This window comes from Labilithrix sp. (assembly GCA_019637155.1).
In the GTDB taxonomy this organism is placed as follows: domain Bacteria; phylum Myxococcota_A; class Polyangia; order Polyangiales; family Polyangiaceae; genus Labilithrix.
The window spans coordinates 17,396-31,070 of sequence record JAHBWE010000014.1; the positions used below are offsets into that span (position 1 = coordinate 17,396).

Consider the following 13,675-nt stretch of genomic DNA (forward strand, 5'->3'; position numbering starts at 1 on the left):
TGGCTTCGCTCGGATTGGTCCTTCTTTCCGTGGCTTGCCTGCCCACTCGGGACGGCACCGTCATCGACGACTCGGACCTGAACGAAGACCCCACGACCGACGCGCCGCCCGGCACCGGCCCCGCCGCTCCGTCGTCGATCGAGCCCACCGGCGCCGTCACGCTGACGCTCACCGCCGACCAAGGCGCCGCGAACGGCGACGTCGTGTCGTTCGGGCTCCCGTTCCCGCAAGGCGTCTTCACGAACGAGAAGAACGTCACGGTCCTCGACGAGAACGGCGCCCCGGTCGCGATCGCGACGAAGACGCTCGCGAAGTGGCCGGGCGACGGATCGATCCGGAGCGTGCTCGTCGCGTTCAAGGCGACGCTCGCGCGAGGCAAGACCAAAAAATGGAAGGTCGAGTACGGCGCGGCGCCGAGGGGCGGCGACGCGGGCGCGCTCGCGGCGAACCCGGACGGCCCCGTCATCGCGACGCTCACCGCCGATCACTACGCCGCGTCGCACGTCGGCGGCGTCCTCGGCACCGCGGCGAAGAACGAGCGCTTCGCGCAGTACGAGACCGACCTCAATCGCGGCTGGGACTCCTTCGACATCGGCGACTACGGCGTCGACTGCGGCTCGACCTCGAAGCACCGCACCTACTACGACGGGCCGCACGCGCAGTACCAACGCGCGCTCCGCACCGGCGACCCGACCCAGCTCCGCGGCGCGCACGCCGAGTCGATCTGGTTCCGCGAGAACGAGCTCGAGCTCTCGAACAACCGGAAGCTCGCGATCAGCAAGTGCCAGCGCGAGTACGCGCCCGGCAGCTGGACGCCGGCGAAGGCGCTCGACTGGGGGACGCTCCGGATGATGCTCTCGCAGGGAAGCCTCGAGGACTACCTCGTCACGGGCGATCCCGCCGCGCGCGAGGCCGTCCTCGCGATGGGCGAGGCGTACCGCCAGAACCTCGGCGCGCTCACCGCGGGCAGCCCGCCCGTTCTCGAGATCACGGAGCGGAACCTCGGCTGGACGCTGATGGGCCTCACGAGCTACTACGCGCTCGATCCGCGGAACGAGGTCCGCGACGCGATGAGGTCGCTCGTCGATCGCGCGATCGCGTGGCAGGGCCGCGGCGGCTCCGGCGCGCTCGAGCACGACATCAACCGTCCCGATCCCGACGAGTGCGGAGACGGACCCGCGGGCGCGTCGCCGTTCATGACCTCGCTCGTGGTCGACGGGATGATGGACTACTGGCTCTTGACCGCGGACAAGGAAAAGCTCTCGCCCTTCATGACCAAGCTCGCGCGCTGGTACGAGGACGACGCGCGCACGTCGGACGGCGCCGCCTTCAGGTACCTCTGGAACTGCAGCACGAACGACTACGACACCGGCGATCCCGACGGCTACACCTCCGCCGAGCTCAACCTCCTCATCGCCCACGTCTTCGGTGCGACCTACGCCCTCACGAAAGACGCCCACTGGCTCGAATTCGGCGACGAGATGGTCGACCACGGCATCGAGGAGATGTTCGCGAAGCGCCCGAAGCAGTGGAACCAGGCGTCGCGGGCGTTCGGGAAGTACCTCGGCTACCGCGAGCTCGCGCGCTGACGGTGGTGATCATCCTACCTTTTCTCACTTACATTTCGGATCCACCGTTCTTGACCACTGGTGGCAGCTTTTATGGATGACAGCATAAGGGCATGCTGCGTGGTGCTCTCCTCTCGGCGCTTGCCACTGTCATCTTCGTTGCTGCTTGTGCTCCCCCCGAGGCCACCGGGAAAAAGAAGCGTGGCAGAGGCGGAGACGACGACGACGACAACGATCCGACCGAGCAGCGGGGCGACGACGACGACGACGGGCCCATCCTCGGCACCAAGCCGCCGATCCCCACCAGCATTCCGGAGACCGGCTCGCTCAAGGTGACGCTCACCGCCGACAAGGGCGCCGCGAACGACGCGGTCGTCTCTCTCGGCGTCCCGTTCCCGCAGGGCGTCTTCAAGGACGTCAAGAACATCACGGTCAAGGATCCGGGCGGCGAGGCGGTCCCGGTCCACACCGCGTCGCTCGCGACGTGGCCGGGCGACGGCTCCATTCGCAGCGTGCTCGTCGCGTTCAAGGCGACGGTGGGCCAGGGCCAGTCGCAAGAGTGGACGATCGACTACGGCAAGGCCGGCACCGGCGGTGACGCGGGCAAGCTCGCGGCGAACCCGGACGGTCCCGTCATCGCGACGCTGACGCCCGATCACTACGCCGCCTCGCTCGTGAGCGGCGTCATCCTCCCGGCCGCGAAGAACACCGACTTCAAGTCGTACGAAGACCGGATGAAGACGGCGTTCGCGTCGGTCAACTACACGTCCGTCACGAGCGACTGCGGGAACGGCAACCAGGACCGCACCTACTACGACGGACCGCACTCGCTCTATCAGTGGGCGCTCCGCCTCGGTGAGCCGGCGCGCCACCGCTTCGCCCACGACACGGCCGCCTGGTACCGCGCGAACCAGCTGAAGTGGATCGAGGGCTCGCCGCGGATGGCGATCAACAAGTGCTGGGACAACACCGGCGCCGGTTATCCCGGCGGGCCGTGGACGCCGGACGAGCTCCTCGACCAGGGCATCCTCCGCCGCATGCTCGGGCAGGGCATGCTCGACGACTACCTCCTCACCGGCGACCCGAAGGCGAAGGAGGCGCTCGCCGCGCTCGGCGAAGCGTACATCGCGTCCCTCCCGACGATCGCCCCCGAGGGTGAGAACGCGTACATCGAGCGCACGGAGCGTAACCTCGGCTGGACGCTGATGGGCGTGGTGTCGTACTACGCGGTCGACCACCGTGAGGAGGTCAAGGCCGCGGTCGACGCGCTCGTCGAGCGGACGTACGCCTGGCAGGCGCGTGGAACGAGTGGCGGGTTCGAGCATGACATCTCCCGCTCCGACCCCGACGAGTGCTCGGAGGGGCAAGGTCCGAGGGGCGGCTCGCCCTTCATGAGCTCGCTCATCGTCGACGGGATGATGGATTGGTGGATCCTCTCGGGCGATCCGAAGATGAAGCCGTTCATGGAGAAGATCGGCGCTTACTTCGAGAGCGCCCTCACCTCGAGCAAGCTCGCGTTCCGCTACCTGACGGGTTGCAACGAGAAGGCGTACGACGACGACGACCCGGACGAGATGACGACGAAGGGGTTGAGCCTCCTGACGGTGCAGTCCTTCGGCGCGGCCTACGCCGTGACGAAGAACAAGAAGTGGCTCACGCTCGGCGACGCGATGATCGAGCCGGCGGTGGACGACGTCTACATCGGCGCGCCCAAGCAGTTCAACCAGTCCGTGCGCGGAATGGGCCGCTACCTCGGCTACCGCGCCATGCCCTGACGTCGACGAGACTCGCCGGCACCTGAGCCGTGCGGGAGGTCGAGCTCGAGATCGCGGGTCTCCGCGTCGTCGGCGTGGGCGATCCGGAGTCGGCGGCGATGGTCGTCGTCCTGCTCCACGGCTTCGCGATGAAGCCGGCGGACCTCTCGCCGTTCGCTCATTCGCTCCGCTTGCCGGCGTGGTTCCTCTTCCCGGAGGGACCGCTCGAAGGCGGCGGCGCGCGGGCGTGGTGGCACATTGACGAGGTCGCGCGCGAGGCGGCGATCGCGCGTGGCCCGCGCGACTTCGCGGAGCAGCACCCGCCCGATCTGCCGGCGGCGCGCGCGCGGCTCGAGGCGCTCGTGGGTGAGCTCACGCCGCGCGTCGCCGGTCGCCCGTTCTACCTCGGCGGGTTCTCGCAGGGCGCGATGCTCTCGTTCGACGCCGTGCTCCGCTCGTCCTTCGAGCTCGCGGGCTTGCTCCTCTTCTCCGGCTCGCGCATCGCGTGGGACGAGCAAGAGCCGCTCCTCGCGCGCGCGCGGCTCCGCGGTCGTCCTGCGCTCGTCGCGCATGGCCGCACCGACGCGGACCTCGCCTTCGCGGCGGGTGTGGCGCTCCGCGACGCTGCGACGGCGGCGGGCGCGGACGTCACGTGGCTCCCGTTCGAGCAGGGGCACGAGATCCCGCTCGTCGTTTGGCGTACGCTGCGGAAGATGCTGAGCGAGAGGGCCTGAGCATGTGGAGCGTCCGGCGCATCGTGAGGACGGTGGATCGCTCGGTGAAGCGGCACGGCGTCGTCGGCTCCCTCGTGCACGTCGCGACGTCGGTGGCGGAGCGCGTGCGGAGCCGCGGTCATCATCGCGACGACGGTCACGACGGCGCGGCGAACACGGACGCGGTCGAGGACGAGGACTTCGACACGAAGTACGGCGTCTCCACCGGCGGCGAGATCCCGCAGACCGAGCTCGACGTGAAGGACGAGAACTGGATCCACGGCTCGGCCTACGTGCCGACGTCGCCGGTCGACTTCGCGGAGGTGCTCGGCGACCTCGGCCTCGACTACGAAGAGACCTCCTTCGTCGACCTCGGCTCCGGCAAGGGCCGCGTGCTCCTCATGGCGGCCGGGCTCCCCTGGAAGCGCGTCGTCGGCGTGGAGTTCTCTCCGCAGCTCTCCGAGATCTGTCGCGACAACCTGCGGCGCTTCACCGGCCCGAAGAGGTGCGCCGACCTCAGCGTCGAGACGACGGACGCGACGAAGTACCCGCTGCCGGCGGGGCCGCTCGTCGTGTTCATGTACCACCCGTTCGACGAGAAGGTGATGGCGCCCGTCGCGGACAACGTCGTCGCGTCGCTCCGCGCCGATCCGCGCCGCGTGCTCGTCGTCTACTTCAAGCCGGTGCACCGCGACGTCTGGGACGAGAACCCGGCGTTCTCGCTCCGCAAGGAGACGCCGCTCTACGCGATCTACGAGTCGAAGGCTCGCTAGTCGCTGACGCCGCCGTAGGCCCCGAGCTCCTTGCCGTCGTCGCCCTTGCCGCGGGCGGGGCTGTTCGGCTTGAGGTGGAAGTCGCCCTGCGCCGGGTCGACGAAGAGCGGGTCGGCGGGGGCGACGTTGCCGGAGCCGAAGTTCGCGCGGAGGCCGGCCTGCACGTAGTTGGTGTCGACCATCGAGTACGAGATGTTGAGCTTCACCGAGCCGCAGCTCGAGCTGCAGCCCGCGACGATGTCCTGACCGTCCGCGTTGCCGAAGAAGATCGAGTTCTTGATCTCGTAGGCGTCGGGCGAGGTGTTGTCGCGATCGCTCTTCCAGCCGTAGCCTTCGCCGCTGCAGCCGACCTCGAGCCCGTTCACGTTGGTCATGTGATCGAACTTGCCGATCGTCGCGGTGCCGCCGTTGTACGCGGAGTCGACGTACACGTTGCCGCCGCAGTTCTTGTCGAAGATCTCGTGGTCGCTGTTGCAGGTGGCGCCGTCGTCGCAGAAGAGGCCGCCGCCGTTGGTGCCCGCTTTGTTCGAGCGGTACACGTTCCAGGTCAGGGTCGCGACCGTCTTCTGCCCGATCGTGGGATCGGAGCCGACGAAGAGGCCGCCGCCCCAACCCGTCACGCTGTTGTTGGTGAAGAGGTTGTTGGTGACGGTCACCGCGCTGCCGAAGAGGTAAATCGCGCCGCCGTGCGAGCTCTCCGGCTCGTCGCCCGTGTTCTTGTCGATGAGGTTGTTGGCGAGCGTGAAGTCGCTCTGCTTCGACGAGTCGGTGAGGGCGCCGGCGCCGCCGCGGCCGCAGGTGTTGTTGCGGAACACGTTGCCCTTGACGGTGGCCTTCACGTTGGCGAGAGAGAACCCGGCCCCGACGAGGACGCGGCCTCCGCCGGACGGGCACTCGTTGTCGTGGATGACGTTGTTGGTGATCTCGACCTGTCCGACGCTGTTGACCTGGCGGACGATCGCCTGCCCGTAGCCGCTGACGTCGAAGCCGTCGATCGCGACGAGCCCGGTTCCCTCGATGTTGACGAAGGTGCCGGATCCGCCGCCTTCCGCTTTCGACACGTACTGCGCCGAGTCGCGGACCTTGAAGTCTTTGCCCGACTCGAAGCCGCCGGCGAGCGTGAACGCCTTCGCGCCGGCGTTGATCTTCTCGCTGTAGGTGCCTTCGGCGACGCAGATGATCTCGCCGTTCGACGACGCGGCGACGGCCTCGGCGATGCTGCCGTACGGCGACTCGGCGCTCCCGTTGCCGCTCTTCGCGGCGTCGACGTACGAGCTGCAATCGGGGATCTCGGTGGTCCCGGGCCCGTCGGGGCCGGGGCCGGGGGTGTCCGGGACGTCGCCGGAGCTCGAGCCGGAGCTGGAGCCGGGCTTCGCGGTGGCGTCTTCTTCGTCGCGGTTGGTGCGGCTCCGGCCGTTGGTCGCGGTCACTTCGGTGCAGGCGAGGAGGCTGCCGGCGAGCATGACGGAGAGGAGCGCGACGTTCACGAGCGATGCATGCTTCATCAAAAAGAGGCCTTTCCGGCGGAGTGAAGAGAGACGACCACGGCGGTGGCGTATTCGGCTTCGTGGCTGAGGCTAACAGAGAGGGTCGGAGTCCCGCGTTCCTGCAAGGCAGCAGCAGCGTTCCCATGCAAGGCAAGCGCCGGCGCTCCGGTAGGTGTGCGTACGACCTCGATGTCGCGCCAACCGACCCCGCGCTCGCCCAGGTCGAGCGCCTTCATGGCCGCCTCCTTCGCCGCGAACCGCGCCGCGAGCCGCGCGCTCGCGACGGCGGGCGCGGGCGCGCTCATCGCGTAGGCGACCTCGGCGTCCGTAAACACGCGCCGGAGATACCGATCTCCGAACTCTGCGATCGCCTCCTCGACGCTGCGCGTCCGCACGAGGTCGATCCCGACCGAGAGCCCCGCCATCCCGAAATTATGCCGCCCCCGACCACCCGCCTGAAGCTTTTCATCCATACCCGACAACGAGGCCTACATCTCGCCTTTGCGCAACGGATGTGCGCCGATCCACCCACGCGCGTCCGCGTCGACGTACCATCGCGCTGTGGCGCTGCCTGCTCGTTCGGCCGTCGATTGGTTCTCGACCGGGACCGAGCACCTCGTCGCGGGCCGCCTTCGCGAGGCGATCCGCTGCCTCGAACGCGCGGTGGACGAAGCGCCGTCGCCCGGCGCGCATCACAACCTCGCCGTCGCGTTGCGCGCGCACGGGGATCTCGATCGCGCGCGGCAGCACGCGACCGCCGCTGCTCGGCTCGGCGGGAGCGCACCGAGCCTCGCGCTCGTCGGATCGTTGCACAGCCTCGCGGGCGATCATGACGCGGCGCTCGAGACGTTTCGTCGTGCGGTCGCGGTCGCGCCCGCGCATCAGGTGTCGCGCTACTACCTCGGCATCGCGCTGGCCGCGTCGGGCGATCGGGACGGCGCGATCGAGGAGCTCTCCTCGTTGCTCGAGGGCTCGCAGCTGCCCGTCCTCGTGCGCGAGCGCATTCGCGCCCAGCTCGTCGAGCTCGCCGACGGCAGCGGTCCGATCGCGCGCGATCTGTGCTCGACGCCGCTCGTCACCGAGATCGTGGACGCACGGCGCCGCGCGATCGCGCCACCTCCGGCGTCGCGTCCAACCGCCGGCGGCGCCACGATCGACGTCGCCGAGGCGGCGTCGCTCGTCGATGGAGCGCGCCGCATCGTCGCGCTCACCGGCGCCGGCGTCTCGTCGGCGAGCGGTCTCGCGACGCGCAAGGAGCTGTGGCAGCGTCACGATCGCGACGACGCCGTCTCGATCTGGCGCTTTCGTCGCGACCCGTCGCCGTTGTGGACCGTCGTTCGCGAGCTCCTCGATGGCGTCGATCCCGCGCCGAACGCCGCGCATCGCGCGCTCGCGGCGATGCCGCGGCTCGGCGCGGTCGTCACGCAGAACGTCGAGGGGTTGCATCAGGCCGCCGGGACGCCGTGCCCCGTCCTCGAGCTGCACGGCACGTTGCTCGCGACGCGATGCGACTCGTGTGGCGCGCGGCCGGGGCGCACGTGCGCCGAGCTCCTCGGCGGGCCGCTGCCGCCCGCGTGCGCGTGCGGTGGCGTGTTGCGTCCCGACGTCGTCCTGTTCGGCGAGTGGGTCGATCGCGAGCTGCTCGCGCGCGCGGCGGAGCTGTGCGCCGCGTGCGATCTGCTGCTCGTAGTCGGGACCGCGGCCGACGTCGCGCCGGCGGCGGACCTCCCGCTCTTGGCGGCGGCGCGCGGGACGACCGTCGTCGAGATCAAGCGCAACCCCTCGCGGCTGCAGCGCACGATCGGCGCGAAGCACCTCCCCGGACGGGCCGAGGACGTCTTGCCGGCGCTGGTCGAGGCCATGCGATGAGCGGCGGCGACGACGGCAGCGACGACGACGGCGTCGCGATCGTCATCCCCGAGCTCGGAGAGTCGGTCGCCGAGGGCACGCTGGAGCGCTGGATCGCGCGCAGCGGCGATCGGGTCGCGCGCGATCAGCCGGTCGTCAGCCTGTCGCTCGACAAGGTCGACGTCGAGCTCGAAGCCCCCGCCGACGGCGTGCTCGTCGTTCGCGCGCTCGAGCGGGAGGTCGTCAAGCCGGGCGACGTCATCGCGCGCATCGTGCCACCGGCGCCGCGCGATGATGCGCGGGAGCGCCGGCACGACGCGCTGCTCGCCGCGATCGCGGCGGCGCCCGACGACGACGGGCCGCGCCAGGTCTACGCCGACTTCCTCCTCGAGACGGCGGCGCCGCTTCGCGCCTGGGGCGCCGAGACCACCGCGTCGCGCGGCGAGTACCTCCGCCTCGTGGCGCGGTTGAAGGCCGGTCCCGGCGACGCCGCCCTGATCGCGCGGCGGGACGCGCTCGAGCCGCTCGCGCGCGCGACGGCGAGCTCGCTCGTGCCGGTCCGCGGGACCCCGACCGTCGAGGACGGCTTCGTCGTCGGGTTCGAGGCGGAGCTGGAGACGCTCGTCGAGGCGGGCGAGCGCCTGTTCGCGAGCGCGCCGATCCGCGCGCTCGGCGTGCGCGGGATCGATCGCAGCGGAGCGGCGGCGGCGCTCCTCGGTCTGCCACGGCTCGAGCAGCTCCGCGCGCTCACGCTCGCCGGAGCGCCCGGCGGCGTCGTCGATGACCTCGCGCGTATCGTGACCTCGCCGCGGCTCGCGAACGTTCGGCGCATGACGCTGCGCGGGCTCACGCTCGATGCGGGCGTGGGCGACGCGCTCGCGCGCGCGCGGCTCGTTCATCTCGAGCTCACGCGCTGCGCGGTCCCTGGAGCGCCGGAGCTGATCGCGGCGGTCGCGGCGCTGCCGCCGTCGCTCGAGACCCTCGTCTTGCGCGGCGTGCGCGCCGGCGCCGCGGACGCGAAGACCGTCGCCGACGAGCTACGCGCCGCGACGCGCGCGAAGGTGCTCTTCTGAGGCGCATCGCATCGCGTCGGTCAGCGCTACGGTTCGCGCGACTCGTCAGTGAGACGACCGCGACGTAGCAGGCGGAGGTCAGCCCGCCGCGAGGCGTTGCATCGCGCGGTCGTAGGCGGCGCTCATGTCGGTGAAGAGCGCGGTGGCGTCGAGGGGCTTCTTCGAGTTTACCGCGCGGGCGCCCTTGAGGATGAGGGTCTTCGCGCCCGCGCTCACGGCGTGGAGGTCCTCCGCCGCCGCGACCGCGACGTCGTCGCCGCGCCAGCGGAGGTGCTGGGCGAGGAGCTCCGTCGCCGCGCCGAGCTGGCGGAGCGTCGCGAAGGCCCATGCATGATACACGGGTAGGCCCTCCGCCTGGAGGCGCGCGAGATCGCCCGCGAGCGCCTCGCCGAAGCGCGTGACCGGGTTCGTCGCGGGGCGGCGCGCGAGGTGCTTCGCGAGGTGCACCTTCGCGAGCGCGACGAGCTCCTCCTTCGGCCGCTTCACCAGGCGGTCCATGCGCGCGACCTCGGCGTAGAACGGCATGAAGGCCGGATCCGTCGGCACGCCGACGCGGAACGTCTTGTCGAAGTCCTCGCCCTCGAGCGCGTGGTAGCTCGCGTTGTGGAAGTAGCCGAGCCGTTTGTCCTCGAGATCGAAGTCGTTGATGATGATCGTCGTCTTCGTGTGCTGCGCGCGGTAGTCCGTGCCCGCGGTGTCGGGCAGCCACCACGCGTCCGCCTCGACCGCGACCAGCTTCCCCGCGCCGACGTGGACCGCGACGTGATCGGCGAGCGGCCGCCACAGGTTCAGCTCCTGCACGTCGATGCCGTACAGCTCGAACAGCTCCTCGTGCTTCGGCTTGAAGAACGTCCACTGATCGACCTCGAAGTCGATCGCCGCGCAGAAGGGGAGCATCGCGTACGGGTCGCAGCCGGCCGCGTGCACGAGCTCGATCCAGACGTCGATGTAACAGTTCTTCTCGACCCACACGACGTCGTCGGCGTGCAGCGCATGGCGCTGGTACGTCTTCGCGTCGATCGGGAGCGAGCGGACGCGCGGCATCTCGGGTCCTAGGGCCAGAGTCGCTTGCGAACGGCGGCGGGCCACTTCGAGGGCTCGAAGCCGTGCGTGCGGAAGAGCGCCATCACGCAGCGCTCGAGGCCGAAGCCGAGGCAGGCCGTGTGCGCGACGGAGCCGTCCGGGTTCGTGATCCCGAACACGCTGCCGAACTTGTCCTGGTGGTAGTTGAAGGAGCAGCACGCGGTCGGCTTCTCCTGCGAGACGACCGGGATCAGGACCTCGAACTTGAGCTTCTGATCGATCTGCGCGTGCGCCAGCATCTTGCCGGTGCGCCCGAAGAAGGGGTCCGCCGCGACGTCCGGCTTCGCGGGGAGCTCGAGCGACTCGAGGAGCGCGGTCCCGCGCTTCAGCCACATGTCGCGCCACTCCACCACCGCGTCGGGATCGCCCGCCTTCACGAACTCGCGCACGCGGAACGACTGCATGCGCGTCGGCTCGAGCGAGGGCTCGTGGCGGTACACCCACTGGAACATCGTGATGAGGCGGCCCTTGTCCGGGAGCGCGCCGGTCATCGTCGGGTAGATCGGGTAGCACGCGGCGGGGTTCAAGCAGACCTCGGTCATCCCTTGCGTGTCCGCCCAGGGCTGGCCCTCCGTCACCTTCGCCGAGAGCGCCTTCGCCTCGCGCTCGTTGCCGAAGAAGCTGAAGACCGTGCCGGCGAGGTTGGGGAACGAGTCGAGGTAGGAGGTCTTCTCGATGATCGTGCGATCGATCGTCGGCGGGAAGACGAACAGCTCCGCTCCGTCGTCCTTGGCGAGCGCGCCGATGAGGCCGTCGAAGCGCGCGAGGACGTCCTCGAAGACCGCGTTGCGCCCGAACGTGCCGGGCACGCGCGTCGGCACGATGAGCCCGTGCTCGACCAGACCCTTGTAGAAAGACTCGGCGCTGTATTCCACGGGAGTCCCTACTCGTCCTTGTAAACGAGCAGCATCGACGCGGTCTTCTGGAAGATGCGGTCGTTCGAGATCATCAGCGCGGCCGAGAGCGCGTCGCGGTAGTGGCGCGCGACCGAGACCTTCGAGTCGTTCTTGTAGGCGTTGATGCCGATGATCTGGAGCGCCTCGTGCACGATGTCCTGCACCGCCTCGGAGGCCCCGACCTTCAGGTTGTTCATCTTGAGCGCCCACCCCACCGTCAGGAGCTCCTCCATGCCGTTCGGCATCGCCGTGATGCGGTCGAACTCCGTCGCGAGCGCCTGCACGTCGTTGCGCATCGTCTGCAGCTTCACCGAGAGGCGCGCGAGGTGGTTCGCCTTCATCGGGACCTGCCCCGGCGTCTTGCGCGCCTCCGCCCGCACGTGCGCCGAGGCGCGCGCCACCGCGTCGAACGCGATGCCGAGCCAGAGCGCCGCCCAGAGGATGTGCGAGTACGAGACCATCGTCTGCGCCGACGCGTCGGCGAAGGAGCCGGGGAGCACCTGCTCCTCCGGTCCCGACGACTCGAGCTTGAAGCCCGGGCTGCACGTGCCGCGCATGCCCATCGTGTCCCAGGTCGTCGTCTGGGTGAGGTTCCGGTCCTTCTTGCGGACGAGGACGAGCACCTGATCGCTCGGCGGCGCGTCGGGATCGCGGCGCGCGGTGACGAGCAGGTCGTCGGCCTGCGCCGCGTACGACGCCGTCGACGCGTCCTTGTCGAGCTTGAACTTGCCGTCCTTGCGCGCGACGGCGCAGATCGAGGAGCGCGTGTCGCCCCAGACGCCGACCTCGGAGGTGACCGAGCCCATGAGGAGCTGCTTCTCGACGAGCTCCTTCATGTAGCCCTTGAAGTACTCGGACTCGTGGCCGTGGCGCGCGACGCACGCGACCTGGATGATGTGCATCGCGAAGACCATCCCGCTCGAGGCGCAGCCCTGCGAGAGGTGGAAGCACATCGCGGCGAGCTCCTCCATGTTGGAGCCGGCGCCGCCGAGGTCCTTCGGCACCGCGGCGGAGAGGAGCTTCGCCTGCTTCATCGCGTTGACGGCCTCCTCTGGGAAGCGCGCCTTCTGGTCGACGTCGGCGGCGTGTTTCGCCGCCACCTCCACCGCGACGTTGTGGGCCTTCGCGACGAGCTCGCTGGTCTTGGTTGTCGGCGTGTACATGCTCTACAGGCTCCAGTAGCGAACGCTATCGCCGAGCTTCGCAGGCTCGAACGCGCTCTTCACGTCCATGAAGATCCCACCCTCGCGCAAGCAGGCGCGGAGCTTGTCCGCGCCCATCTCGAGGTACGCCTTGTGGCTCACCGCGAACACGATCCCGTCGAGCGCGCGGAACTCCTCGAGCTGGTTCAGATCGAGGCCGTACTCGTGCTTCGTCTCCGCCGCGTTCGCGTACGGGTCGTGGAGGAGGACCTGGACCCCGAACTCGCGCAGCTCCTCCACGATCGTGGGGACCTTGCTGTTGCGGATGTCGTTCACGTCCTCCTTGAACGTGAGGCCGAGCACGCCGACGCGCGCGCCCTTCACCGGGATGTTCGCGTTGACGAGCATCTTCACGGTGCGCTGCGCGACGTAGCGGCCCATGTTGTCGTTGATGCGCCGGCCCGCGAGGATGACCTCGGAGTGGTAGCCGGCGCGCTGCGCCATCGTCGTCAGGTAGTAGGGGTCGACGCCGATGCAGTGGCCGCCGACGAGGCCCGGCTTGAACTTGAGGAAGTTCCACTTCGTGCCCGCCGCGGCGAGGACGTCGGCGGTGCGGATGCCGATCCGATCGAAGATGAGCGCGAGCTCGTTCATCAGCGCGATGTTGATGTCGCGCTGCGTGTTCTCGATCACCTTCGCCGCCTCCGCGACCTTGATCGTCGGCGCGCGGTGCACGCCCGCGTCGATGATCGCGCCGTAGGTGGAGGCGACGCGCTCGAGCGTCGCCGCGTCTTCGCCCGACACGACCTTCGTGATGCGCTCGAGGGTGTGCTCCTTGTCGCCGGGGTTGATGCGCTCCGGCGAGTAACCGAGCTTGAAGTCGGAGCGCGCGAGCCCCGACACCTTGCAGAGCACCGGCCCGCACACGTCCTCCGTGACGCCGGGGTAGACGGTGGACTCGTAGACGACGACGTCGCCCTTCTTCAGGTGCTTGCCGACCGTCTCGGAGGCCTTCACCACCGGCGTGAGGTCGGGCACGTTGTTCACGTCGACGGGGGTCGGCACCGCGACGACCCAGAACGTGACGCTCTTCAGGTCGGCGGGGTCGGCCGTCATCTTGAGCTTGGTACCCTTGAGGACGGCCTCTGGCACCTCGTGGTTGCGGTCGTAGCCGCTCACGAGCTCCTTCACCTTGGGCGCGTCGACGTCGAAGCCGACCGTGTCGAATTTCTTCGCGAAGGCGAGCGCGACCGGAAGGCCGACATACCCGAGGCCGATGACGGCGATGGTTTCGCTCATGCCCATCGGAATATCAGAAGGGGCTCTCTTGTTCGAGAG

At 69.4% G+C, this 13,675-nt stretch carries 12 protein-coding genes; 6 read left to right on the forward strand and 6 right to left on the reverse strand.

The annotated features are described in order from the left end of the window. Nucleotides 1–29 precede the first annotated feature (29 nt). The 4 genes from KF837_27860 to KF837_27875 all read left to right on the forward strand — a co-directional run bounded on the left by KF837_27860 (nucleotide 30) and on the right by KF837_27875 (nucleotide 4,808). Entirely contained in the window at nucleotides 30–1,589 is a 1,560-nt protein-coding gene (locus KF837_27860) for a hypothetical protein (protein ID MBX3231170.1), read from the forward strand. A gap of 92 nt (nucleotides 1,590–1,681) precedes the next feature. Next, nucleotides 1,682–3,343, forward strand: coding sequence for a hypothetical protein (locus KF837_27865; GenBank protein MBX3231171.1), 1,662 nt, complete (start codon nucleotides 1,682–1,684; stop codon nucleotides 3,341–3,343). Between the two features lie 29 nt (nucleotides 3,344–3,372). After that, nucleotides 3,373–4,056 carry a phospholipase gene (locus KF837_27870; GenBank protein ID MBX3231172.1) on the forward strand — a complete coding sequence of 228 codons (684 nt, stop codon included), beginning with the start codon at nucleotides 3,373–3,375 and terminating at the stop codon, nucleotides 4,054–4,056. A gap of 2 nt (nucleotides 4,057–4,058) precedes the next feature. After that, nucleotides 4,059–4,808, forward strand: coding sequence for a class I SAM-dependent methyltransferase (locus tag KF837_27875; protein ID MBX3231173.1), 750 nt, complete (start codon nucleotides 4,059–4,061; stop codon nucleotides 4,806–4,808). Here the strand turns inward: KF837_27875 and KF837_27880 are convergent. Then, complete coding sequence (locus tag KF837_27880) at nucleotides 4,805–6,313, reverse strand: hypothetical protein (protein MBX3231174.1); 1,509 nt, start codon at nucleotides 6,311–6,313, stop codon at nucleotides 4,805–4,807. The genes KF837_27875 and KF837_27880 overlap by 4 nt on opposite strands. Then, nucleotides 6,313–6,768: a holo-ACP synthase gene (gene acpS / locus KF837_27885; protein ID MBX3231175.1), complete on the reverse strand. Its 456-nt coding sequence runs from the start codon at nucleotides 6,766–6,768 to the stop codon at nucleotides 6,313–6,315. Before acpS ends, KF837_27880 begins: the two co-directional genes overlap by 1 nt. An 88-nt stretch (nucleotides 6,769–6,856) precedes the next feature. Between acpS and KF837_27890 the strand changes: the two genes are divergently transcribed. After that, the gene (locus KF837_27890) at nucleotides 6,857–8,164 is read left to right on the forward strand and encodes a tetratricopeptide repeat protein (protein ID MBX3231176.1); all 1,308 of its coding nucleotides are present in this window, start codon (nucleotides 6,857–6,859) and stop codon (nucleotides 8,162–8,164) included. Beyond that, complete coding sequence (locus KF837_27895) at nucleotides 8,161–9,216, forward strand: lipoyl domain-containing protein (GenBank protein ID MBX3231177.1); 1,056 nt, start codon at nucleotides 8,161–8,163, stop codon at nucleotides 9,214–9,216. Before KF837_27890 ends, KF837_27895 begins: the two co-directional genes overlap by 4 nt. A gap of 78 nt (nucleotides 9,217–9,294) precedes the next feature. On the opposite strand, the gene KF837_27900 is transcribed toward KF837_27895, so the two are convergent. The 4 genes from KF837_27900 to KF837_27915 are packed head-to-tail and all read right to left on the reverse strand — an operon-like array spanning nucleotide 9,295 to nucleotide 13,642. After that, nucleotides 9,295–10,260, reverse strand: a complete 966-nt coding sequence (locus KF837_27900; GenBank protein MBX3231178.1) for a DUF1839 family protein — start codon at nucleotides 10,258–10,260, stop codon at nucleotides 9,295–9,297. A gap of 8 nt (nucleotides 10,261–10,268) precedes the next feature. Continuing rightward, nucleotides 10,269–11,174, reverse strand: coding sequence for an amino acid--[acyl-carrier-protein] ligase (locus KF837_27905; GenBank protein ID MBX3231179.1), 906 nt, complete (start codon nucleotides 11,172–11,174; stop codon nucleotides 10,269–10,271). A gap of 8 nt (nucleotides 11,175–11,182) precedes the next feature. Next, nucleotides 11,183–12,358: an acyl-CoA/acyl-ACP dehydrogenase gene (locus KF837_27910; protein MBX3231180.1), complete on the reverse strand. Its 1,176-nt coding sequence runs from the start codon at nucleotides 12,356–12,358 to the stop codon at nucleotides 11,183–11,185. A gap of 3 nt (nucleotides 12,359–12,361) precedes the next feature. Next, entirely contained in the window at nucleotides 12,362–13,642 is a 1,281-nt protein-coding gene (locus KF837_27915; protein MBX3231181.1) for a nucleotide sugar dehydrogenase, read from the reverse strand. Between the last annotated feature and the right edge of the window lie 33 nt (nucleotides 13,643–13,675).

Bases quoted from the DNA above. Each gene is read 5' to 3' on its own strand.
- KF837_27880 (MBX3231174.1), bottom strand. From the start codon at position 6,313: ATGAAGCATGCATCGCTCGTGAACGTCGCGCTCCTCTCCGTCATGCTC.
- KF837_27915 (MBX3231181.1), bottom strand. From the start codon at position 13,642: ATGGGCATGAGCGAAACCATCGCCGTCATCGGCCTCGGGTATGTCGGC.
- KF837_27900 (MBX3231178.1), bottom strand. From the start codon at position 10,260: ATGCCGCGCGTCCGCTCGCTCCCGATCGACGCGAAGACGTACCAGCGC.
- KF837_27865 (MBX3231171.1), top strand. From the start codon at position 1,682: ATGCTGCGTGGTGCTCTCCTCTCGGCGCTTGCCACTGTCATCTTCGTT.
- KF837_27895 (MBX3231177.1), top strand. From the start codon at position 8,161: ATGAGCGGCGGCGACGACGGCAGCGACGACGACGGCGTCGCGATCGTC.
- KF837_27910 (MBX3231180.1), bottom strand. From the start codon at position 12,358: ATGTACACGCCGACAACCAAGACCAGCGAGCTCGTCGCGAAGGCCCAC.
- KF837_27875 (MBX3231173.1), top strand. From the start codon at position 4,059: ATGTGGAGCGTCCGGCGCATCGTGAGGACGGTGGATCGCTCGGTGAAG.
- acpS (MBX3231175.1), bottom strand. From the start codon at position 6,768: ATGGATGAAAAGCTTCAGGCGGGTGGTCGGGGGCGGCATAATTTCGGG.